The organism is Collinsella sp. AF31-11 (assembly GCF_003475605.1).
In the GTDB taxonomy this organism is placed as follows: Bacteria; Actinomycetota; Coriobacteriia; order Coriobacteriales; family Coriobacteriaceae; genus Collinsella.
In genome coordinates this window covers 104,703-126,903 of sequence record NZ_QRQS01000002.1, presented here as the reverse complement: position 1 = coordinate 126,903, position 22,201 = coordinate 104,703, and the positions used below count along the sequence as shown (strand labels likewise).

13 protein-coding genes are annotated in these 22,201 nt (G+C 61.1%); 6 read left to right on the top strand and 7 right to left on the bottom strand.

The features are described from left to right. Positions 1 to 3: 3 nt before the first annotated feature. Positions 4 to 642: an amino acid ABC transporter permease gene (locus tag DWZ22_RS01625; RefSeq protein WP_006235796.1), complete on the top strand. Its 639-nt coding sequence runs from the start codon at positions 4 to 6 to the stop codon at positions 640 to 642. A gap of 48 nt (positions 643 to 690) precedes the next feature. Further along, positions 691 to 1,314 carry an AAA family ATPase gene (locus tag DWZ22_RS01620; protein WP_118405274.1) on the top strand — a complete coding sequence of 208 codons (624 nt, stop codon included), beginning with the start codon at positions 691 to 693 and terminating at the stop codon, positions 1,312 to 1,314. Here DWZ22_RS01620 and DWZ22_RS01615 read toward each other — a convergent pair. Further along, positions 1,311 to 2,768: a helix-turn-helix transcriptional regulator gene (locus DWZ22_RS01615; protein ID WP_118405273.1), complete on the bottom strand. Its 1,458-nt coding sequence runs from the start codon at positions 2,766 to 2,768 to the stop codon at positions 1,311 to 1,313. The two genes, DWZ22_RS01620 and DWZ22_RS01615, sit on opposite strands and share 4 nt — an antisense overlap. 226 nt (positions 2,769 to 2,994) lie before the next feature. Between DWZ22_RS01615 and DWZ22_RS01610 the strand changes: the two genes are divergently transcribed. Then, positions 2,995 to 5,046 (top strand): hypothetical protein, encoded by a 2,052-nt coding sequence (locus DWZ22_RS01610; RefSeq protein ID WP_118405272.1) that lies wholly within the window; start codon positions 2,995 to 2,997, stop codon positions 5,044 to 5,046. Positions 5,047 to 5,219: 173 nt separating this feature from the next. Further along, positions 5,220 to 11,840, top strand: coding sequence for a leucine-rich repeat protein (locus DWZ22_RS01605; protein WP_118405271.1), 6,621 nt, complete (start codon positions 5,220 to 5,222; stop codon positions 11,838 to 11,840). 232 nt (positions 11,841 to 12,072) lie between these two features. Here DWZ22_RS01605 and gltA read toward each other — a convergent pair whose 3' ends face one another. From gltA to glmU, 6 genes are all read right to left on the bottom strand, one after another. Beyond that, the gene (gltA, locus tag DWZ22_RS01600; protein WP_118405270.1) at positions 12,073 to 13,482 is read right to left on the bottom strand and encodes an NADPH-dependent glutamate synthase; all 1,410 of its coding nucleotides are present in this window, start codon (positions 13,480 to 13,482) and stop codon (positions 12,073 to 12,075) included. Next, positions 13,473 to 14,312, bottom strand: coding sequence for a sulfide/dihydroorotate dehydrogenase-like FAD/NAD-binding protein (locus DWZ22_RS01595; protein WP_006235793.1), 840 nt, complete (start codon positions 14,310 to 14,312; stop codon positions 13,473 to 13,475). The genes gltA and DWZ22_RS01595 overlap by 10 nt, the downstream gene beginning before the upstream one ends. 196 nt (positions 14,313 to 14,508) lie before the next feature. Beyond that, positions 14,509 to 15,138, bottom strand: a complete 630-nt coding sequence (gene pth / locus DWZ22_RS01590) for an aminoacyl-tRNA hydrolase (RefSeq protein ID WP_199583414.1) — start codon at positions 15,136 to 15,138, stop codon at positions 14,509 to 14,511. Positions 15,139 to 15,489: 351 nt separating this feature from the next. After that, positions 15,490 to 16,506, bottom strand: coding sequence for an endonuclease domain-containing protein (locus tag DWZ22_RS01585; protein ID WP_233546421.1), 1,017 nt, complete (start codon positions 16,504 to 16,506; stop codon positions 15,490 to 15,492). Between the two features lie 563 nt (positions 16,507 to 17,069). Further along, complete coding sequence (locus tag DWZ22_RS01580; protein ID WP_089573682.1) at positions 17,070 to 18,056, bottom strand: ribose-phosphate pyrophosphokinase; 987 nt, start codon at positions 18,054 to 18,056, stop codon at positions 17,070 to 17,072. A 190-nt stretch (positions 18,057 to 18,246) separates the two neighbouring features. Next, a complete protein-coding gene (gene glmU / locus DWZ22_RS01575) occupies positions 18,247 to 19,659 on the bottom strand; it encodes a bifunctional UDP-N-acetylglucosamine diphosphorylase/glucosamine-1-phosphate N-acetyltransferase GlmU (protein WP_118405268.1) in 1,413 nt (470 codons plus the stop codon). Positions 19,660 to 19,755: 96 nt separating this feature from the next. Here glmU and DWZ22_RS01570 point away from each other — a divergent pair, with 96 nt between their 5' ends. After that, complete coding sequence (locus DWZ22_RS01570; protein ID WP_233541762.1) at positions 19,756 to 20,745, top strand: energy-coupling factor transporter transmembrane component T; 990 nt, start codon at positions 19,756 to 19,758, stop codon at positions 20,743 to 20,745. A gap of 19 nt (positions 20,746 to 20,764) precedes the next feature. Continuing rightward, the gene (locus DWZ22_RS01565; protein WP_199568986.1) at positions 20,765 to 22,198 is read left to right on the top strand and encodes an ABC transporter ATP-binding protein; all 1,434 of its coding nucleotides are present in this window, start codon (positions 20,765 to 20,767) and stop codon (positions 22,196 to 22,198) included. Positions 22,199 to 22,201 lie beyond the last annotated feature (3 nt).

Here is a 22,201-nt window from a genome sequence, read left to right as displayed (position 1 = left end):
CGCATGGAAATCTTCAACGCGACCAACCTGCTCTACATTTGGGGCGGCTTTGTTAAGACCATCGAGATCTCGGCGCTGTCGATCTTTTTCTCGCTCATCTTTGGCACGGTGCTGGCGCTTGTTAAAAGCTATGCGCCCCGCCCGTTCCGTATTTTGGTGAGCGCCTATATCGAGCTGTTCCGTTGCACGCCGAACCTGCTGTGGATTCTGTTTATCTACTTTACGGTGCAGGGTTTGGACATTGTGATTTCGACCATCGCCTTTACGCTGTTTACCAGCGCTGTTATGGCCGAGATTGTGCGCGGCGGCCTCAACTCGATTCCGCGCGGCCAGTTTGAGGCGGCGCAGAGCCAGGGCTTTGGCTTCTTTGCCACCATGCGCTACATCATTCTGCCGCAGACGTTTAAGACGATCATTCCGGCGCTGTTTAGCCAGTGCACGACCGTCATCAAGGACAGCTCGTATCTTTCGGGCATTAACGTGGCCGAGCTCATGTACACGGCAAACGTCGTGATGGCCCACGCGATCGACCTGTCGCAGGTGCTTATGCTCTACGGTCTGGTGTTTGCGATGTACTTTGTGCTCAACTTTGGTATCTCGCTGCTGGTTCGCGCATATCAGAGGCGAATGGTGGCAGCGTAGAATGTGGCAAAGGGACAGCCCCTTTGTCACATAGAGAAAGGAATCGCGATGAGCGATCTGGAGAATAAGAAGAATCCTGTGGTCATTACCATTGCGCGCGACTTTGGCGCCGAGGGCCACGAGATTGGCCGCATGCTTGCCGACGAGCTGGGGATTCCACTGTACGATAACGAGCTGCTGGTGCGTGCGTCGTTGCGTGCGGGCGAGTCGCTCGACAAGATGGCCGCCTACGACGAGCGTCTGGCCGTGGAGAATATGGCGTTCCTGCCCGACCGCTACGACGCGCGCTCGTACTCGGACAAGTTGTTCCAAAAGATGAGTCAGGTGATTTTGGATCTGGGCGAGACTGAGAGCTGCATTATCGAAGGCCGTCTGTCCGATTACCTGCTGCGTAACAATCCCAACCACATTGCCGTGTTGGTGACCGCTCCCTTTGAGAACCGCGTCGAGATCGTGCGCAAGAAGCGTGGCCTTAATAAAAAGAAAGGCGCCAAGCTGGTCAAGCAGCAGCAGAAGGCGCGCGAGGCGTTCTATAAGCGCTATAGCGCCGGAAAGTGGAAGATGACGAGTGGCAAGGATATCGTCGTCAACCGCGCCAAGCTGGGTCGCGAGGGCTGCAAAGACGTCATCGCGGCGGCCTACCGCTACAAAGTGGCCCAGCTCGAAGGCTAGCCGACCAAAACCACCACAAAGGGGACAGGCACTTTTGTGGTGGTTTTTGTTTTAGGCCGAGGAAAGGCCTTGGTGAGACCGGCGCGCGTCTGCGTGTCGGTCTTTTGATAAATGGAGCTCAGGTGGCGCTGTACCATGCGCATCGAGATACCAAGCTCCTCGGCGACCTGTTTGAGCGGGCGCTCATCTTGGGTCACAGCCACCAGCACGTCAACTTCGCGTGGGGTGAGAGCGTGATCGGTGATGAAGACCTGACGCTGCTCCTCGATACTCGGTGCTGCCAGCGCCTCCTCGGCAAGCTGTTGATGTTCGCGCTCCTGCTCGGTTTGGGGCAGGCGGAATAGGCCCGCGGCAACGAATGCCGCGCAGGCGGCGACGAGCAAAACGAGCGCACCGATCATGATGAGGGCGACGTTGCCAGAGGTCACAAGCGCAAGCGAGACGCCCGACGTGGTGAACGCGCACACGTTATTGGCTGCACGGCCCATGCCGGCCCAGAAGGCGGGCACGTGCATGCGCGGTGCCAGCTGAGTAAACGTGGCGGTAAAGAACGTGACAAAAAAGCCCGAGCTCAGGTAAAAGACAATGAGGCCCAGGTTGGGATCGGCTCCTGCTTCGACGGCTAAGATCGAAATGGTGGAGAGTACCGTGACGCCGAACATGACGAGTCCCATGTAGCGACGCTCGGCAAGATCAAAGATAAGACCGGCGGCAAGACCGCTCGCTGCCAAAAAGAGGCGCGGCCAGGTCTGCACGGCGATGGTGCCGTGGGCGTTGGAGAACGTGACCACGTTATCGAGAGTAGAGAACAGACAGGCCAGAATCATGACGAGCGCGATGCTCCAACACGCCTGCTTGGCAAGGGCGTGCGATGGCTCAACAAAGGGATTGATGGCGGGGCTGGAGCTCTCAGCAGCCTTTTGGGGAACGACGCTGAGGGCGGAGATAGCGATCGTCGCTGTGCCAAGGACGATGAGCTCTGCGATGCCGCCGCAATTGAGCAGGTTGATGGCGAACTGCATCAGGATGCCCGCGGCATAGGCTGCTCCCGCACCGGTGGCGAGCTTGGGATCGTCTTGGAATGTCGTTGCGAAGGCATGGTGTGCCGCGCCGCCCAGTAGGCCGAGTCCGAGGAATGCGAGGCATCCCAGAATCTCGAGCGCAAGCGGGCTCGTGGGGGACTGAATCTGAGTCAACCCCAAGATGGCGATGGGGACGGCGGCGCTGACAACTGCCTGAGGCCGGCTTTTGCGCCGTGCGAGCCCGAGCAGCGGCGCATATCCGATAAAGCCGAGCACGCTCGCACCTAGAATAAAGCCCTGTGCGAGCACAACACGTTCGGCGCCGGCGAGTAGCCCGACATTGACGTCGAAGCGAAACTCGGCGGCAAGGAAGGCGAAGGTGAAGAGCGCGAGTGCCAGAAGCGCGTTGATTTTAGGCCTGCTCAGGTTCAAGGACGGTCCTTTGGGTGGACGAATAATCGTGTCCTCGATTGTAGCGTTCCCGGGACGAGTGTGGCGATGGCGAAATCATATTGACTTAAACCGCAGGTAGAGGCCTGGGTTCACATCTACGAACCTAGGCATACGGAGTCATTTGACACATCTTGGTGGTACAGAATCACCGCAAAGGGGACAGGCACCTTTGTGGTGGTATGGCCCATCGACCAAGGAGGCCGTTATGTACGGAAACCACTTTGACAAGCAAACCCAACGCGAGCGTACCTGCTCGCTGGTTCACGGTACTTGGCGTTGTGTGGGTGCCAAAATCGCTTGCGCTGGCGCGTGTGCGCTTATGGTCGGCCAGCTGCTGCTGCCGAGCGTGGCGCTGGCGACGGAATGCGCCGATCTCGCCGCTGGGACGGATGAGGTTGCCGCGGCTCCGGTGACGCCGACGGTTGCGGAGGATACGGCTGCTCCGGCGCCGGTACCGGTGGCCCCGGCTGCGCCGATGGCTGACGCGGCTCCGGTGGCGCAATCCACGGCAGAACCTCAGCAGGCTCAGCAGGACGCACCGGCGGCAACGGTGAACGATGCGACACCCGCCGAACAAAACACTCCCAGCGACAACGCCGCCACGCCGGCAAACGATGCCATCATGCCCTGTGGCGTGACCGACGCCATCGAGAACCCGGGTGGCGTCAACTTCAACACGACCGTGGTCGATCATTATACGGACTGTGTGCTTCCGGGCAACATCACGCTCGAAAAGGGCCAGTCGTATACCTATGATTTTCCCGATGTTGAGGGCGGCATGCCGGATGAGCCGCTCTGCGAACTTGTCGAAACCAAGTACTACCGGGCCGATGCTGTTTCGGGCACCCTGGCTGAAGTTCAGGACACATCTATGTCCGATGTGACGGCTCACTTTGAGCCTGTTGGCGATCACATGAGGCTGACGCTGACCTTTACGGGTGGCGCGGCAGGCGGCTCGTATCGACTCACGCGCAATGAGGTTCTTTATATTGGCGCGGCACTGACGTATACCGGAACTGACTATGAGGGCGGTGCCATCATTGTTGGGGATCCCGATGATATCTTCAACGCCTATCAGCCGGGCAGCTCGATTACCCTCAACGAAACCAGGGACGACTATTACCTCCGCTATACCATCAATAGCGAAATTACGCTTGTTGCATCGGAAAACGAAGCCCTTCATAACCTGGACGTCAACGACGTAAAGACTGACTACGCGCCCGGCGAGGCGCCCCGCGCGACCGCGACGATCCCCGCCGCCGATGCCGACAAGTATGAGATCGCCTACGAATGCTGGGAGGAAATGGAGCTCGACATGGAATCCGGGGAGTCGGTACCCGTTGCCTTCTGGTATTCCGACCCCGCAAAGTACACGCCGGGCATGAAGAAGATTGACCACTTCGAAGAGGGCAAGTTCTACATGTATTCCGTTGAGCTGAGACTCAAGGGCGACAATACCGTGGCCGATGACTGCGAAATGAACGTCAACGGTCATTGGGCGCACCACATCAAGACCGTCAACGGCGTCTTCGCGCCAAACGCTGACAATATGCTGTGCGAGCAGCCGATTGACGAATGGCGTGCCATCGACGTTATCGAGATCAACGGCGCCACGACCACCTTTAAGGCGGGCGATAAGCCGGTCTTTACGGCGAATGTTCCGACGGGCTCCAATTCCCTTCCTCAGTGTGAGTACTGGACGGGTAGCGACGGCAGTGAGGTGAATTCCGTTGAGTTTTGGGACCAGCACATCACCAATCACATCGACGCCTTTAAACCCGGCGTGACCTATCGCTACGGCATCTACCTCAAGCCCGCGCGCGGCTTCTACTTCACGCCCGACACCAAGCTGGTGATCAACGGCCAGGAGTGCGGCTACCAGATGGGCGAAGCGAGTGTAGTTGATCCCGAGAGCGGCTGGATCTACACCCTGTGGCTCAACACCGATTTGACCTTTACGCCTGAAGCCACGCCGGCTCCCGATCCGCAGCCTACGCCGGATCCCAAGCCGACACCGCAGCCTGAGGTTAAGCCTGAGGCTAAGCCCGAAGTGAAGCCCGAGACCAAACCAGCGGCTAAGCCGGTCACGACAACCACCACGACCAAGACGGTTGAGAAAACCACGCCGGCCAAGAAGCCCGATGCTGTCCTGGTCGCCACGGGAGACACCACCGCGATAACGGTCGCCGCCCTGGGCATCGCTGGCGCAACTGTTGCCGCTGCCGGTGTTGCTGCGACCAAGCGTCGCAAGCGTTAGGTTGCGCTCCGCCACGACGGATGAATAACCCCAACCACCACAAAGGTGCCTGTCCCCTTTGTGGCGGTTTGCGCAGGTAGAACGGTAGGTTCGTATATATGAACCTACCGTTCGCTTTGTTTTTGGACGACGATTACGCTGGATGACTTTTGGTTTTCAGGAAAGGAACGACCATGAGGTGGACCACTGTTCGAGCGCTTTGTTGCCGCCTGACCGTTGTCGCTGTGACCCTCACCATGGTGACGGGTTCGTTGCCCGCGGGCGCGTTTGCCGAGGCCCTCAACACCGACGGCACTTTTGTACAGACGGATAACGGCCAAGCAGGCGACGCCGCTTCCGCCGATTCGGCTGACGTCCAAACGTCAGACTCTGCTTCCGCCGGCCCCATGCCCGATGCCGGCGCTGCCGACCCCACAGTGCTCGATACCGGTGACGCCCCTACGCCCCCGGCCTCCGAGATTGCATCGGCGGCGGGCCTGACGGGCGCCGGACAGACCGAGAGCACACCTGCGGGTACGCTCGCCACCGATCTTGTCGAGGGCAAGGAACTCGCCGAGCAGCAGAAGCAAGAGGAGGCTTCCGGTGCCGAGGCAACCTGGAACGAGGAACTTGAACTCTGGGCAACCTCGAAGGGCGCCACGGGCGTAAAAGGTGAAGACGATGATGGCCACGTGGCCGGCGAGCAGACCCCCGCGCAGTACTACTTCTCGATCGATAGCCTCACCAACGAAATTTCTATCGAGTATGGCGACGCGGGCATTACCACGTTGGAGGTACCCTCGACCATCGACGGCAAGCATGTCGTAAGCCTTACGGGTATGGGAAGCGCTGCGCTCACATCAATTACGTTTGCCCCCGATTCGCATATCCGCTCTGTGGGCGGTTTGGGCGGCAGCAGCATCAAGGAAATCGCACTGCCCGATTCGGTCGAGGAGCTGGGCTGGAATGCGTTTACCGGAAGCAAGACGCTCCAGACGGTGACCTGGCCCAACAACGCGGCCTTTACCACGATTCCCGAGCAGGCCTTTGAGGGCTGCGAACAACTTGACGACAAGGTGGTGGCAACGCTGCCGCCTTCGGTTAAGACTATCGACTATCGTGCCTTCGCCAATTGCGGCGTGCCACAGTTCTATGTCTCGGACACAACGGTACTCACCTTTACCCAGATCAACGTGCCGGGCACGGTGGAGCGGATTGAGCGCTATGCCTTTGACGGGTGCTCGCATGTGTCGTCGGTAACGATCGGTGAGGGTGTCAAATACATCGGAGCGCACGCGTTTACCTATCTTAGCCCCAAGCTGGCTGGCAAGGAGATCGTGCTGCCCAAGAGTGTCCAGTCGATTGATCTGGAGCCGTTCGACAACACGCGTATTACCAGCAGCGCCGGCAGCTCAACCACTAATCACAACGCGGTGGCGCTGCGCATCATGAATCCCGATGTCAAGCTCGAAGAGGCAGGCCTGTACACAAATAACGTGACGATCGATGGCGTCGATTACTCGATGCCTTTTAGCGAGGGCCAGACCATCTATGCCTATGCGACGGACTCGGCGGGCAATCCTTCGATGATTAAGAAAATTGCTGATGCTGTTGCCGATCGCAAGGATTCGGCCGATTCTTCGCGTCCTGCCTACACTTTTGAGTGGATGGGCGAGGCTGCCCAGGTAACGGGCAAACTTCCCCAGGGCGCGGCGGCCGTGCTCGTGCAGGCGGGGCAGTCCACGCCTCTGGCGGTTGGCGATGACGGTGCTTTTACGGTGGATGCCCTTTCCAAGATGGCGGCCACACTGCGCATATCGCTCGATGGTTGCTACGATATGGTGCTCGCTCGCCCGGGCGATCAAATGACGGGCACGTGGGACGTCGGGGAGATCAATGCCGAGGACTTTACCAAGATTCCGGCCTCGCGCGCGATTGAGCTCAACGTGGGCTATCTTGAACCGATTGTGGGCCAGGATAAGACCGAACGCATTGAGCTCGACAGCCTGGATGACATCGATGTGACCGTTACGTGTGATGGCAAGACCCTCAAGCCGGCCAAGGGTGACAAGGAAAACGACTATCGCATCCAGGGCACGGTGCTCGTGGTGTCGCAGGCTATTGCCGACGCGGACCAGGATCTGGAGATAACGCTCGAGCCCAAAGACAGACTCAAGCTGGGTGGGGCGACGGCGACGGTGAAGCCTTCGGCCGGCAAGGTCGATATCGACTTGAAGCCCTGGGGTACGGCGACGGTTACCACCAAGGGCGAGTATATGGGAGCCAACCGCGTGCTCGTGTTCCGCGCATCCGATGGCAAGCTGGTCGCCGACGGCGTCACCTATCTGACGGGCTATGAGGATGACGGCGCCACGCCCATCATGAAGGCCGAAACGCCGCGCCTTAAGGCCGGCTCCTATACGATTGTTGCCTTTAACAAGACGAGCTACGACATTCAGGCGAAGGACTACTCCACATTTAGCCGCTTGGGTTTGACCGCGGGCAAGCATATCGCGCAAAAGCAGGTGAAGATCGAGGACGGCAAACAGCTCGATGTGACGCTTGACGTCCCCACGTTTGACGTGGAGACGTATCGTGCCGAGCGCGGGCTGACGGCGGGCTCGGTTATCGCTGATTCGTCCGCGGTCGTTGGCGTGGAGACCGAGCTGCGCATTCATTACGAGCTCAAGGACAGCCAGGCTGCCAAGATTGAGATTCCGCTGGCCAAGGATGCCGTCGAGGATGTGTCCGCAGGCTCCCGCGAAGCCGGCGCCAGCTCCGATGCCGGGTGGGTTGACACAACTTGGGAGGGCGACAACCTCGTTCTCAATATGAAGAAGGGCATGGGCGCCGATGTGTTTGTGCGCTTTAAGCCTAAGGCCGCGGGCATCTATACCATCTCGCCGCTTATTACGCTGGGCGAGGTGACATTGCCGCTGGGAAGCACCACACTCGAGGTTAGCGGATCGTGCATCGAGGTCGACAGCACCGACGTTCACAGCCTGCTGGGCAATGTGGCCTACGTTTATGCGGCGCCGGGCAAGAGCGTGCAGCTCACCGTGGGGACGGGCTCGTCGGCTGCAAAGTACACCGGCAAGACCAATAAACTCGGCCGTGCCAAGATTGAATACGACCTGCCGCAGGATACGCTTGCCGCCGAGCGCGTGATGCTCGAGGCGCGTGTGGGTTCGACCGACGTTGCCGCGGCTGCCGCCGATGTGACGGCTCGCAATTATGTGCGCTATGTTCCGGGCGCTTCGGTCTGGAACTTTGATGTGACGTATCGTGGCGGTACGCAAAGCCTGGTCAAGGACGGCAAGGACACCGGCAAGAGCCTGTGGACCTTCCATCATCTGCCACAAAAGAAGAACGCCTACTGGACCTTTGACATCACGCTCGAGGTGGGAGACGAAGAGGCCGCCGACACGCTCGACCTGTACGTGGACTGCGTGGATGGCAAGACGGTGACGATTCCTCTGACTCAAAAGTCGCGCGAGGGTACCCGTGTGCGCTATGTGGCGGAGTATGTGGACGAGGGTTACCTTAAGCTGCTCGACGAGTTTAACAAGGCGAATGACTCGACCTATGTGAACTGCGGAAACTTTGAGCAGATCTTTATGCCGCAGACCTACCGCATCTCCAATGCTCAGCTTATGACCATGCTGAGTTTTGATGCCAACGCTTCGGCCAAAAAGCATTCCGCCGCGGCCGAGGAGCGCCAACAGGAGTTCTCGAATGCCGTACAGCAGTGGCACGAGTATATGATGGATAACTCGTTTAATGATGTCGACGAGGCCTTTAACGACGCGATTGACCAGATGGTCGCCGATGCGTTTGCCGAGGAGGACAAGGACGGTAAAGAGGACGAAGCCCAAGGTAGAGCTGCTCGCAAGGCCCGTCGTGCCCCTGCTGCCCGCGAAGGCGAGGGTGATGATGCTGGCAACGACGAGGCGGCGCAGTTTGCCGCCGAGCTTAAGGCCGCGGTTGGCGGCTCGTCGGCGCTGCTGACCAAACAGGGCGACAGCTATGGCGTCAACGTGGACAAGATGATCTTTGAGGATGCTTACGGCACCAGCGAGGATTGGTATCAGGAACTCGCGGCGGCCCAGGGCGCGAACGCCGCGGATGCGGCCGCCATCAAGGAGCTCGTCGACCATGCGTCGCGAGCGGAGTTTATTGCCCAGCAGGCCGAGGATCTGGTAGGCCAGTCGATGGGTATCGGCCAGCTCAACCAATACGGAAGCTGGAATGACGCAACCGCTGCGGCGCTCAACAAGTGCGCGGGCATTAAGGCCAGCGAGTACAACGGCCAGTCGACGAGCGGGTTTAACGATTTGGGCCAGGCGCTCGGCAGCTCGCTGAGCTACAAGGCGGCTGATGACGATACCGTCAAGGGCTTTAAGGTCGCCGCGCCCGATGGCGAGCAGACGGCCTATATAGAGTCGGAATTTATCGAGAACTCCAATAACAACAAGAACCAGGCGCTTCTGTTTAACTCGATTGCCATGCAGTGCGACATTCTGGACAACCTGTACGACAACTGGAATGTGGTCCATAGCCTCAACAACTCCAAGGTGCGCGGATGGCTCATGGCCTGGAAGCTCAACGGCGACGTGAGCGCCCATATGAAGCTCATTCGCACGATCCGTTCGCTCAAGAGCTATAAGATCGAGTGCGAGATGTTCGGACAGGTCTTTAAGACCGATGCGTGGAAGGCGGCCGGCCAGGCGTTTCCCGCGGCGACCCAGGGCATCGGCATCTTTACCGGCATTTACGGCGTGAATGATGCCAGCAAGAACTGGGAGAACGTGAACGTCCGTATGCAGAAGGTGAAGGGCGAGCGCGAGGGCTATGAGCTTCAGCATACGCGCTTGCTTGCCAAGCCCGAGAAGACCGAGGACGACTGGAAGTGCATTTACGCGCTGCGTGACGCCATGGAGAAGGCGCGTGCGTTTGAGGATCTGCTGTATCGCCAGCTCTGCCACGACAGCACCGATGTGGCAGTGGGCTCCATTATGACAATCGCCGACGTGTTGACGGCCGGTTCGGCGGGTACCGTGGTGGGCGCTGCCTATGATGCGGCTTCGACCAGCGTGGGTTCGGAGCGCGCGATTAAGCTGACCAATGCTGAGTGCGCCTACGATGTCGCCTGTGAGCAGGTGGAGCGCGCGTGCCAGAATCGTATTACGGTCAACTGGGGCGAGCTGACCGATGCCGAGGTCTATAACGCCAACAAGGACGGCTTGATTTCGGACGAGAAGATGCAGTCGATCTTTGAGGCACGTTACCGCCATGTGGCTGCCAAGGCTGCACCCGACCCTGCGGGCGTGGTGTACGAGGGCCTGCTGTCCAATACGGTTGAAGGCGCGACGGTTGAGCTGTGGAGCGCCGACGATGCGGCCGGCACCAATGCCACGCGTTGGGATGCCGAGGAGTATGAGCAGGACAATCCGCTTGCAACGGGTGCGGACGGTGCGTACAACTGGAATACGCCGACCGGCTGGTATCAGGTGCGCGTGACCAAGGACGGGTATGAGGAGGCGTGCTCCGCCTGGCTGCGCGTGCCGCCGATTCAGACTGAGGTGAACATTGGCTTGGTGTCGACGGCGGCGCCCGAGGTGGCTTCGGCCCATGCCTATACCGATTGCATCGAGGTTGAGTTTGCGCAGTATATGGACGCGAGTGACGATACTCTGGCCGCATTGTGCGCGCAGGGCTTGGGCGATGTGACGTACAGCTGGCTCGATAAGCAGGATGACCCCGATGGCAAGCCGCTGTCGCGCGTGCTGCGTATTCGCTATGCCGATGCGCGTGAGGCGGGCTCGACGGTGGCGTTTGAGCTTGATGGCGCTCGGAACTATGCGGGCACGGCCATGTCGCGCTGGACAAGCGGGGAGCTTGCCGTGGGCGTTCGTGCCGACAAGCTCAAGCTCAACGTGGAACAAGCTGTGACCATGCTTGAGGGCGGCGACTTTGAGCTAGTGGCACATGTGACCGATAAGGCGGGCAAGCCGTTTGCGGGCGCCAAGGTTAGTGTTGGGCTGGAGTCCTCGGCTATCTGCTCTGTCGATGCCACTCAGGCCGTGACGGGCAAGGACGGCGCGGCGACGTTTGTGCTGCATGGTGCTCTGCCCGGTTTGACGACGTTGACGGCGGCGGTGGATGGCACGGCGCTGTCCAAGCAGGTTGACGTGCGCGTGTCTGCCGAGGCCGTGCGACCGGCGCGACCGGCGGCGACGATTGGTGCGACGACGTTTGGCTCGTGGTCGCCCAAGGAGAATTACATTACGGTGCCCAAGGGCACGAAGCTGGAGCTTTCGGCGGAGGATGGCGCGACCATTTGGTACACCACCAACGACACCTGCCCCTGCCGTGACGAAGGCCGCGTAAAGTACACCGAGCCTATTGCGCTCGATAGCAACATGTATGTGCGCATTGCGGCACAACGCCCCGGCATGTCGTACAGCGAGTATTCGGAGCGCTTGAACATTACGATTACGGTGACCGATGAGGCGGTGCCTGAGCCCAAGCCGGAGCCCGGGCCGGAGCCCGAGCCGACGCCTGGCGGTGGCGAGCAGGGTGGCGGTGCGGATGGCTCTGGCGGTACCGGGGCTCCTGCGGGTGGTTCGACTTCGACGACGACCACAGTGACGACGGACAAGTCCAAGGGTAAGGGCGAAAACGGCAAGAAGTCCGGCGGCACGGAGCTTGCCAGCACGGGTGACTCCGCCGCGATGACGGTCGCCGCCCTGGGCATCGCCGGCGCAACCGTTGCCGCGGCCGGCGTCGCCGTGACCAAGCGCCGCAAGCGCTAGGTTTTGGTGGCGGCGCCCATTCTCGGCTTTTGCAAAATTTCAATCTGTAACACCAAGCCAGATATTTGGACTCAAGGTGTTACAGATTGAGACGAAACGACCAGGCAAGTCCCAAACCACCACAAAGGTGCCTGTCCCCTTTGTGGTGGTTTGGACGGCCGGCACAAAAAAGTCCCCGCCGGGCGTGTGCTCGACGGGGACTTTGCCGTTTCATGGCTAGCGCTGTAGGTGATTACTCGCCCAGCAGGCTCTTGGTGATGGAAGCGGCGGCCTTCTTGCCGGCGCCCATCGCCAGAATGACCGTAGCGGCACCGGTGACGATGTCGCCGCCGGCCCAGATGCGGGGATCGGTGGTCTGGCCGGTCTCCTCGTCAGCGACGATGTAGCCCCACTTGTTGAGCTCCATCTTGCCGCCGATCTTGGCAGCGAAGGGGTTGGCGTTGGTGCCGATAGCCGAGATCGCGACGTCGCAGGGGATCTCCTCGATGGCACCCTCGATGGCAACCGGACGACGGCGGCCGGACTCGTCGGGCTCGCCGAGCTCCATCTTCTGGACCTTGACGGCGCACACGGAGCCGTCCTCGCCAGCGACAAACTCGAGCGGGGAAACGAGCGGCAGAACCTCGACGCCCTCGGCCTTAGCATGGTGCAGCTCGGCGCGACGGCAGGGCATCTCATCCTCGGTACGGCGGTAGGCGATGATGGCGTGCTCGGCGCCCAGGCGCTTGGCGGTACGGACGGCGTCCATAGCCACGTTGCCGCCACCAAAGACGACGACGTTCTTGCCGTGCTTGGTGGGGGTGTCGTACTCGGGGAACTTGTTGGCCTTCATCAGGTTCACGCGGGTGAGGTACTCGTTAGCGAAGAAGACGTTGGGCAGGTTCTCGCCGGGGACGTTGAGGAACTTGGGCAGGCCGGCGCCGGTCGCCACGTAGATGGCGTCGAAGCCCTGCTCGAACAGCTCCTCGGCCGTGGCCATGTTGCCCACGACGGAGTTGTACTCAAACTTAACGCCCATGTCCTCCAGGCCGTCAATTTCGCGCTTGACGACTGCCTTGGGCAGACGGAACTCGGGGATGCCGTAGACCAGCACGCCGCCGCCGGTGAAGAAAGCCTCGAAGACGGTGACGTCAAAGCCGTTGCGGGCGAGCTCGCCGGCGCAGGTGATGCCGGACGGGCCGGAGCCGACGACGGCGACCTTCTTGCCGTTCTTGGGGGCCATCTTGGGCGTGGAGGCGAGCTCGGGGCGGTCACCCAGGAAGCGCTCGAGCTGACCGATGGCCACGGGCTCGGACTTCTTACCACGGATGCACTTGCCCTCGCACTGGCTCTCCTGCGGGCAGACGCGGCCGCAGATGGCGGGAAGCATGGAGTCCTCGCGGATGGTATCGAGGGCGCCGCCGAAGTCCTTCTCGCGGATCTGCTCGATAAAGCGGGGGATGTTGATGTTGACGGGGCAGCCCTCAACGCAGAACGGCTTCTTGCAGTTGAGGCAGCGCTCGGCCTCGGCCAGCGCCATCTCCTCGGTGAAGCCCTTGTCGACGGGGCGGAAGTCGCAGGCGCGCTCGGCAGCCGGCTCCTCGTTATCGGGGGTGCGGGGCGACTTCATATCGGCAACGAAACGACCGTTAACTAGTGGCATGCGCAGCTCTTTTCCTCATAGGCCTTGAGGGACTCGCCCTCTTCGGAACGGTAAGCGGCCTGGCGGGCACGAAGGTCATCCCAGTCGACCAGGGTGGCATCGAAGTCGGGGCCGTCGACGCAAGCGAACTTGGTCACGCCGCCCACCTCGACGCGGCAGCAGCCGCACATACCGGTGCCGTCAACCATGATGGGGTTGAGCGACGCGGTGATGGGGGTGTCGTACTTCTGGGCGGTGAGGGTCGAGAACTTCATCATCGGAACGGGGCCGACGCAGAAGACCTGGCTCACGGCCTTGTCCTGCAGCAGGCGCTCCAGCGGAGCGGTGACAACGCCCTGCTCGCCATAGGAGCCGTCGTCGGTGGTGATGTGGATGTGGTCCTCGTCGAGGAGCTCGCGGAACTGGTCCTCCATGAGCAGGAGGTCCTTGGTGCGGGCGCCCATGATTGCGTGCACCTCGTGACCGGTCTCGACCAGGTGCTTGGCGACCGGGAAGGCAATTGCTAGGCCGACGCCGCCGCCAATGACGGCGCAGGGGCCCTCGGCCATCTCGGTGGGAACGCCCAGCGGGCCCACGACGTCGCGCAGCGACTCGCCGGCCTCGTAGGTGGAAAGCATCTCGGTGGTCTTGCCGATCACCATGAAGATGAACTCGACCCAGCCCTCGTCACCGTTCCAGCCGGCCAGGGTGAACGGGACGCGCTCGCCCGTCTCGTTGGCGCGAACCATGAGGAACTGTCCAGCATGCGCATGCTTGGCGATTGCGGGCGCCTCGATGCGGAACTTGAACACCTTCTCCGAGAACTGCGTCTTCTCCAGGATCTTATACATAGAACCCCTCTCTTGTTAGGGCGACCGAACCGTGCCTCCACGGAAATGGACGGCAGCCCGATTAGAACCGTACGCGCACAGGCGTTGTGCAGACATACGGTGCAAATTATACCCTCATGGGCATGTCGCTTGCGTGTATCTTCGGCAGGTGGGAAAAGTGACCTGCCAAAAAGGGACAGGTTTATTTTGGCAGGTTTTAGTGCTTGCCGTTGGCGGAAGCGGCGCCGTTTACGTGATCGCGGGCGTAGATTACGCCGTGGACGATGGCCAGACCGGCAGCGTCGGCGGCACGGGCGCAGGTGTTCTGGAAGTCCTCGGCCTCGCGGGCGCGCAGCTGCTTGAGCACATAGTCGGCGACGGCCATCTTGCCGGGAGGGTTGCCGATGCCGGTGCGGATGCGGCTAAAGTCGCGGCTGCCCATCTTGTCGATGATGGAGCGCAGGCCGTTGTGGCCGGCATGGCCTCCGCCCACCTTGACGCGCACATCGCCGGCGGGGATGTCGAGCTCGTCGTGGATGACGAGCAGCTCCTCGGCCTTGATCTTGTACTCACGGCAGAGCTTGGAGATGGGACCGCCCGAGGTGTTCATGTACGACTGCGGCTTGACCAGCACGATCTGGCGCTTGCCGTCCTCTTCCTCGGCATCGTTGATGCTGATGAGCGCGACCTCGGCGCCGGCCTGGTTTTTCCAGTACGTGACGCCGGCCTGACGGGCCAGCTCGTCGATTGCCTTAAAGCCGGCGTTGTGGCGGGTCTCGGCATATTCCTCGCCCGGGTTGCCAAGCCCGGCAACCATACGAATCTTGAGCGGCTGTGCGGCTGCCATATGCTTCCTTTCGTCGATTTGTCGCCTGCTATGGTGAGCGACCCTGTTGCCACTGTCAAATGGAGGGCAATTGAGGTTGTTTGGGGGCGTTTGGACGCCCGTCAAAATCCGAGGTGGACAGTTAGTTCAGATACGTATAAGTTCTGAGGACTCGAAGTGCTTAATTCGATGCCGATACGTTGTTTTGGAGCTTTAGTTAGTCCATATGGCGCTGTTTTGAAGTCTACCCTGCCTTCAAATAGGGCGAATGGTATAGAGATAGCTGCAAAACAGCCTAATTCACTGTGTCCATTTATACGTATTTGAACTGACTGTCCAGCCCTGCTCGACGGCGCACGGGTGATTCGCCGTTTAGACCGGCGCAAGGCCGATTCCGGCCCGCAGGGCGTTGAGCCATGCGGCCTGACGCTTGCGATAGCCCTTGATGCGATACCGGAATCGGACTCCCGCGAGTCGATGCATCGTTTGGGCGAAGGCTTCGAGTGCAACAAGGTCTTTCATTTGGTCGCGATTGATAACCAGGACGTGGATGCCCATTGCTTTGAGTCCATTATTTCGATTGCCATCGTGGATGCGAGCGTTTTGAAGCTCATGCCCAATTCCGTTGTATTCGTTGTCGACTCCGGCTGCCGGGCAATATAGGTCGCAGATGGCGTAAGGGATGCCGGAGGACATGTTGACCGCAAGAGTGTCGAAGTCGATTCGATGGTTGAGTAGCAGGCCTCCCATGGGCAGGCTGCAGCATCCGAATCCGCCAAAGCGCATGGGCGCTCCGAGAACGGCAAACATTAGGGATTCGGCTGGGGATGCAGATCCGGGTCGGGCGAGATTGACTGCCGTGCGAAACGAGGTGTATGAGCTACTTTTGGCGAAGCGCGCGACCGCCTCAAGCTCTTCGATAGTTGTGGCGGGCTCGCATTTGTAGTGCGCCTGTTCGTAGCGGGTTTCGTTCTGCTGTTCGGCCGCCGACCGATCGCCCCGGCAATCGAGGTCGTCCATCGCTTCGTAGCCATCGCCCTTGGGCCAGACGTCGTCATAGGCAATGGGGTATGTTGCCCCGGGAGGAAGGGAGTAGGTTCCGAGCAGTTCCATGAGAAGCATCAAGGTTTTGGCGACTGATTCATTTTTGGAACAAAGCATGGCTGTCATGGCAGGAGACGTTGCGTAGATGTCGGCCTCGACGTGCATAATTGCACCTTCAGGAAGCGGAGCGGAGAGAATATGCTGAAGAAGTCGCTTGTCGGGGCGTCTGTTGTCTTCGCTTGAAACGAGAAGATCGAGCAGTTCGGAATCATCTTCATTCCAGGCGTCGAGTATCGAAAGTGCGCCAAAGTCTATCGCGTCATTATTGGGAATGCAGCTAGCCAAGGCCTGTGCTTGCTGTTCACTATCAACGGAGTCCCAGGGTAGGGCAGAGTACGCCCGTCGTGCGCGACGAATTGCGCGGAGGGCGGAGAGATGTGAAATCACGGTCGTCATAGCTATAACGTACTAAGTTGGCGGCAGAATGCGACCGCCATACCGTTCTTTTCGCTCAGCGGGGCGCTGCGCGCCATGAACGGCTGGGTGTTATGAAATCGATGGAATCGGTTGAGGGGATTGCAGGAAATTGAGCTCTGCCGCGAAGGTTGACGATAGCTACTGGACAGTTAGTTCAGATACGTATAAGACGGCGGGCGTTCGAGGCGTTTCTAAGGGCCTTCGAGGGCGATTTGAGGGTAAATATGCGGCGGTTGTACTCGAAAACGATGAGCATTGGGCGGCATGGCATCCGCCGGGGAGCTCAGAAGGCTCCGAACGGCCCTTTGGGGCTTTAAAAAAATACGTATCTGAACTAATTGTCCAGGGAAGGTTGGCGAGGGATAGAAAAAGGGTCGGAAGCGAGCTTCCGACCCTTTAAAAGCATCAAAGATGATGCGATGCGCGTTGGATTACAGTGCGAAGTCGCCGCCGACGAGCGTGGAGACGGGCTCCTCGTGGTAAACGGCGGAAATGGCCTGGGCGAACTCCTCGGCGACCGAGATGGTCTTGATCTTGCCGCCGACCTCGACGGGGATGGCGTCGGTGACGACGCACTCGACGATGGGGGCGTCGTTCAGGCGCTCGATGGCCGGGCCGGAGAAGATGCCGTGGGTGGCGCACACGTAGATGTCGCCGGCGCCCATGGCCTTGAGCTCCTTGACGTTGGCGCACAGGGTGCCAGCGGTGTCGATCATGTCGTCATTGATGATGCAGGTCTTGCCCTTGATGTCACCGATGATGCCCATGACCTCGGCGGCGTTGTGGCGCGGACGGCCCTTGTGGGCGATGGCGAGATCGCAACCGAGCATGTCGGACAGCTTCTTGGCGGCCTTGGCGCGACCCACGTCGGGGGACACGACAACCAGGTTGTCGGTGTCGAAGTGCATGTCGTTGTAGTACTGGCCGAACAGCGGCAGTGCGGACAGGTGGTTAACCGGGATATCGAAGAAGCCCTGGATCTGGCCCTGGTGCAGGTCGAGGGTGATGATGCGGTTGACGCCGGCGCGCTCGAGCAGGTTGGCGACGAGGCGGGCGGTGATGGGCTCGCGCGGGCCGGCCTTGCGGTCCTGGCGGGCATAGCCGTAGTGGGTGATGACGGCGGTGATGGAGCGGGCAGATGCGCGCTTGGCAGCGTCGGTGGCGATGAGCAGCTCCATGAGCATGTCATTGACGTTGCCGCCGGCCACGGACTGAATCAGGAAGACGTCGGCGCCGCGGACGGTCTCGTCGTAGCGGGCGTAAATCTCACCATTGGCGAACTGCTTTAGCGTAAGGCCCGAAAGCTCGACCCCAAGGTACTCAGCGATCTTCTGAGCGAGGGGACGGTTGGAGGAACCGGAATACACGCGGATGGACTTGCGCATATTCTCCGACTTCTCGGGATCATTAATCGGCATTACCCTTCTCCTTTATATCGAATGCCATATAGATGCCTTGTTGCATTGTAACCGCGCGATGGGGTTTATCGAGTCTTGATAACGTCTTTACCGTCAACGGACACGAACCGACCACTCATCCGGTTGCGCAGGTCACGATAGAAAAAAGGAGCTGCCCCATGGAACAGCTCCTTTTGTGCTTGGTAAAACGTTATACCTCGTCGTCCTCGTGCAGACGGCGGCGATAATCGGCGGCCCAGCCCTCAATATTTACCTGACGGGCGCGGCCCAGGCCGAGTGCGTCTGCCGGAACCGGCTCGGTGATGACGGAGCCGGCGGCCACGAGCGCGCCGTCGCCGATCTGGGCGGGCGCGACCATCATGGTGTCGGAGCCGATGAAGGCGTCCTTGCCGATGACGGTCTTGTGCTTGTGGACGCCATCGTAGTTGCAGGTGATGGAGCCCGCGCCCACGTTGACGCCGGAGCCCATGGTGGTGTCGCCGATGTAGGACAGGTGCGGCACCTTGGAGCCCTCGCCGATCGTGGACTTCTTGATCTCCACGTGCGTGCCGGCCTTGGAGCCATCGAGCATGTGGGTGCCCGGGCGCAGGTAGGCGCGCGGGCCGCAGTCGACGCCGTTCTCGATGACGGCCTCGATGGCGATAGTCTCATCGATGACGCAGCCGCTGCCGACGGTGGTGTCGGTGAGGCGGCTGTTGGGGCCGAGCTGACACTCCTCGCCCACGGTGACGTGGCCGATTAGGTGCGTCTGCGGCCACACGATGGTGTCGCGGCCGATGACGGCATCGGGGCCGATCCAAGCCTGCGTGGGGTCGATGAAGGTGACGCCCTCGGCCATCCAGTGCTCGTTGATGCGGTCGCGCGCGATGGCGGTGAGCTGCGCGAGCTGGATGCGGCTGTTGACGCCCAGACCGTCGCGGTAGTCATCGCAGTGGAAGATGGAGACCGCCTGGCCGTGAACCTTGAGAATTTCGAGCATGTCGGGCAGGTAATACTCGGACTGCGCGTTGTCGTTGCCGATCTCGTTGATGTGTGCGGCGAGCTGCGCGCCGTCAAAGGCGTAGCAGCCGGCGTTGCACTCGAGCAGCGATGCGGCCTGCTCGGGCGTGCAGTCCTTCTGCTCGATGATGCGCTCGATCTGGCCATCGGCGCCCAGCTTGATGCGGCCGTAGCCGAAGGGATCGGGCGGGGTCATGGTCATGACGGTGCAGGCGAGCTCGCCGGTGGCGACGGTCTGTGCGAACTTTGCGACGGTGTCGGCGGTGATGAGCGGCAGGTCGCCGTTGAGCACGACGACGGGGCCTTGCGTGATGCCACAGGCCTCGAGCGCGACCTTTACGGCGTGGCCGGTGCCCAGGCGCTCGGTCTGCTCGACGCACTCGACCTTGGTGGCGCTGGTGGCGTAGGCGCCGTCGATAAGGGCGCGCATCTCGTCGGCGTGGCTGCCGATGACGACCACGACGCGGCTGCAGCCGGCCTTGATGGTGGCGTCGACGATCCACTGAACCATGGGCTTGCCCAGGATCTTGTGCGAAACCTTGCAGTGGTTCGACTTCATGCGGGTGCCCTCGCCGGCGGCGAGGATAATTGCGGTTGCGTCCATGTGATCTCCTGTTACGTTATAGAGACGTGTGTTTGGAAACGATACACGGCGCAATATGATACCGCAGGCATATGATGAGCGCGTAACGATTGGCGCATGGCGGCCGATGTCGGTGTCGCCGGTGTGGCGTTTGCGCTGGTTGTGTATGGCGTCGGCGGCGCTGCGGCGTTGGCGTTTGAGCGAGGGGATGGGGGGGCCGTGGACATCACGCGAGAGGAATCGGGCAGTGAGCCCGTCGCGGCATTCTCGATGTCGCACCCGGCGGTGCCGGCGCTCTATATGGTGCTGACGCTGGGGCTTACCATGTTCTCGATGCAACCGGTGTTGATTGCGCTGTCGCTTGCGGGCGGGCTGGCGTACGGGTTTGCGACGCGCGGTGCAGCGCGTGCGCTGGGGGCGCTTCGCTGGCAGCTGCCGGTGATTTTGATCATCGCGCTGGTCAATCCGCTGTTTAGCGCCTCGGGCTCGACGGAGCTGTTCCGCATCGGCATGCGCGCGGTGTATTTGGAGAGCATGGTATACGGCCTGTGCATGGGTGGGCTGTTTGTGGCGAGCGTGCTGTGGTTTGAGGCTGCGGCGTCGATGCTTGGCTACGACAAGGTGCTTGCGCTTTTGGGCAACGCTGCGCCGGTGGTCGCGCTCATGATTTCGATGTGTATGCGGTTGATTCCGCAGTTTCTGCGCCGCGGCCGCACGGTGCTGGCGGTGCAAGATGCGATTGACGTGCCGGGGCGCGCGCCGGCCGACCCCGTGCGCTCGCGCCTGCGGGCATCGAGCGTGCTGATGGGCTGGGGCATGGAAGATTCGCTGGAGCGCGCGGACGCCATGCGTTCCCGTGGGTGGGGCGTCGCGACGCGTCGCACGACGTACGCGCGGTATCGGCTGGGGCGCGGCGATGTTGCCGCGCTGGTTGGGCTTGCGGCGTTTGGTGCCGCCGCGGTAGCGGTGGCATGGGTTGCGACGACGCAGTATTCGTTTTACCCGCAGCTTTCGGTGCCGGCACCGTGGCCGGGCTATGTTGTATACGCGGCTTGGATGGCACTGCCCTGTGTGCTGCACGCGGTTGACGAAAAGAGGTTTGGCTGATGACTCGGTGGACGGGAGCATGATGACGGACATGGTGCGCGGCTCGGATGAGCCGGCGATTGAAGTGCGAGGCCTGCGCTTTGCCTACCCCGGGGCCGAGGCGCCGGTGTTCGATGGTCTCGATTGGCGCGTTTCCCAGGGCGCGTTTGCGCTGCTCGTTGGTGGTACCGGGTCGGGTAAGTCGACGCTGCTCTCGCTGCTTAAGCCCGAGATTGCGCCGACGGGTGAATGCGCTGGTGAGTTGCGCGTGCTGGGCGAGAACGTTGCCGACATGGACGTTCGGGCGTCCGCGGAGCGCGTGGGCTATGTGTTTCAGGACCCCGAAAACCAGATTGTGTGCGAGACCGTGTGGCACGAGATGGCGTTTGGCCTGGAAAACTTGGGCATGTCGCGCGACGAGATGCGCCGTCGCGTGGCCGAGACCAGCTATTTCTTTGGGTTGGAGGATTGGCTCCACCGCGATACCGACACGCTTTCGGGCGGACGCAAGCAGCTGCTGTCGTTGGCGGCCGTGCTGGCGTTGCGCCCGCGCGTGCTGCTGCTCGATGAGCCCACGTCCCAGCTCGATCCCGTTGCCGAGAAGAATTTCCTGCATGCGCTGTTTCGTGTGAATCGCGAGCTGGGCTGCACGGTTGTTGTGGCAACGCACCAGCCGCGGCCGATGCTCGAGTATGCGACGTGTGCGTACCGGATTAAGGGCGGTCGCGTGCGCGAGGCGGTTGACCTAGCGAGTTTGGGTAGTCGCGAGGGACTTTTGGCTTTGGACTCTTGCCGGCCCGCGCAGGGGGCGGCGACGAGTGCGGCAGCGGCTATCCGCGAGGGCTGGTTTCGCTACGATCGCGCGGGCGGTTGGGTGCTGCGCGGGCTCGACGTGGCGTTTTCGGCCGGCGTGGTGCATGCGGTCGTGGGCGGAAACGGCTGCGGCAAGTCAACGATGCTCTCGGTGCTGGCCAAGACGGCTAAGCTGCAGCGTGGCCGCATGGTGCGTGGGACGGCTTCGGCGGCGCTGCTGCCTCAGAATCCCAAGGCCCTGCTGGTTGCCGAGACGGTTCGCGATGAACTAATGGAATGGGCTTCGACCTGCGGGTACGACGAGGCCGTGGCACAGGAGCGCGCGGCAAGTCTGGGGCTGTCGGGCCTGGATGGGCGCCACCCGTACGATCTTTCGGGCGGACAGCGTCAACTGCTTGCATTGGCAAAGCTGCTGCTGATTGGCCCCGAGCTGTTGCTGCTTGATGAGCCCACCAAGGGCCTTGATCTGGCAAGTCGCTGCATTATCGCCCGAGCCCTGCGTGAGCATGCGCAGGCCGGCGGCACCGTCATCATGGCCACGCACGACCTGGACTTTGCCGAGCAGGTCGCTGACGAAATCGCCATGATGTTTGACGGCGAGATCGCCTGCGTGGAGCCGCCGACCGACTTCTTTGCCGACAACGTGTTTTATAGGGCGTGATGG

Bases quoted from the DNA above. Each gene is read 5' to 3' on its own strand.
- DWZ22_RS01565 (WP_199568986.1), top strand. From the start codon at position 20,765: ATGATGACGGACATGGTGCGCGGCTCGGATGAGCCGGCGATTGAAGTG.
- DWZ22_RS01580 (WP_089573682.1), bottom strand. From the start codon at position 18,056: ATGCCGATTAATGATCCCGAGAAGTCGGAGAATATGCGCAAGTCCATC.
- DWZ22_RS01605 (WP_118405271.1), top strand. From the start codon at position 5,220: ATGAGGTGGACCACTGTTCGAGCGCTTTGTTGCCGCCTGACCGTTGTC.
- pth (WP_199583414.1), bottom strand. From the start codon at position 15,138: ATGGCAGCCGCACAGCCGCTCAAGATTCGTATGGTTGCCGGGCTTGGC.
- DWZ22_RS01620 (WP_118405274.1), top strand. From the start codon at position 691: ATGAGCGATCTGGAGAATAAGAAGAATCCTGTGGTCATTACCATTGCG.
- gltA (WP_118405270.1), bottom strand. From the start codon at position 13,482: ATGCCACTAGTTAACGGTCGTTTCGTTGCCGATATGAAGTCGCCCCGC.
- DWZ22_RS01625 (WP_006235796.1), top strand. From the start codon at position 4: ATGGAAATCTTCAACGCGACCAACCTGCTCTACATTTGGGGCGGCTTT.
- DWZ22_RS01570 (WP_233541762.1), top strand. From the start codon at position 19,756: ATGGCGGCCGATGTCGGTGTCGCCGGTGTGGCGTTTGCGCTGGTTGTG.
- DWZ22_RS01595 (WP_006235793.1), bottom strand. From the start codon at position 14,312: ATGTATAAGATCCTGGAGAAGACGCAGTTCTCGGAGAAGGTGTTCAAG.
- glmU (WP_118405268.1), bottom strand. From the start codon at position 19,659: ATGGACGCAACCGCAATTATCCTCGCCGCCGGCGAGGGCACCCGCATG.
- DWZ22_RS01610 (WP_118405272.1), top strand. From the start codon at position 2,995: ATGTACGGAAACCACTTTGACAAGCAAACCCAACGCGAGCGTACCTGC.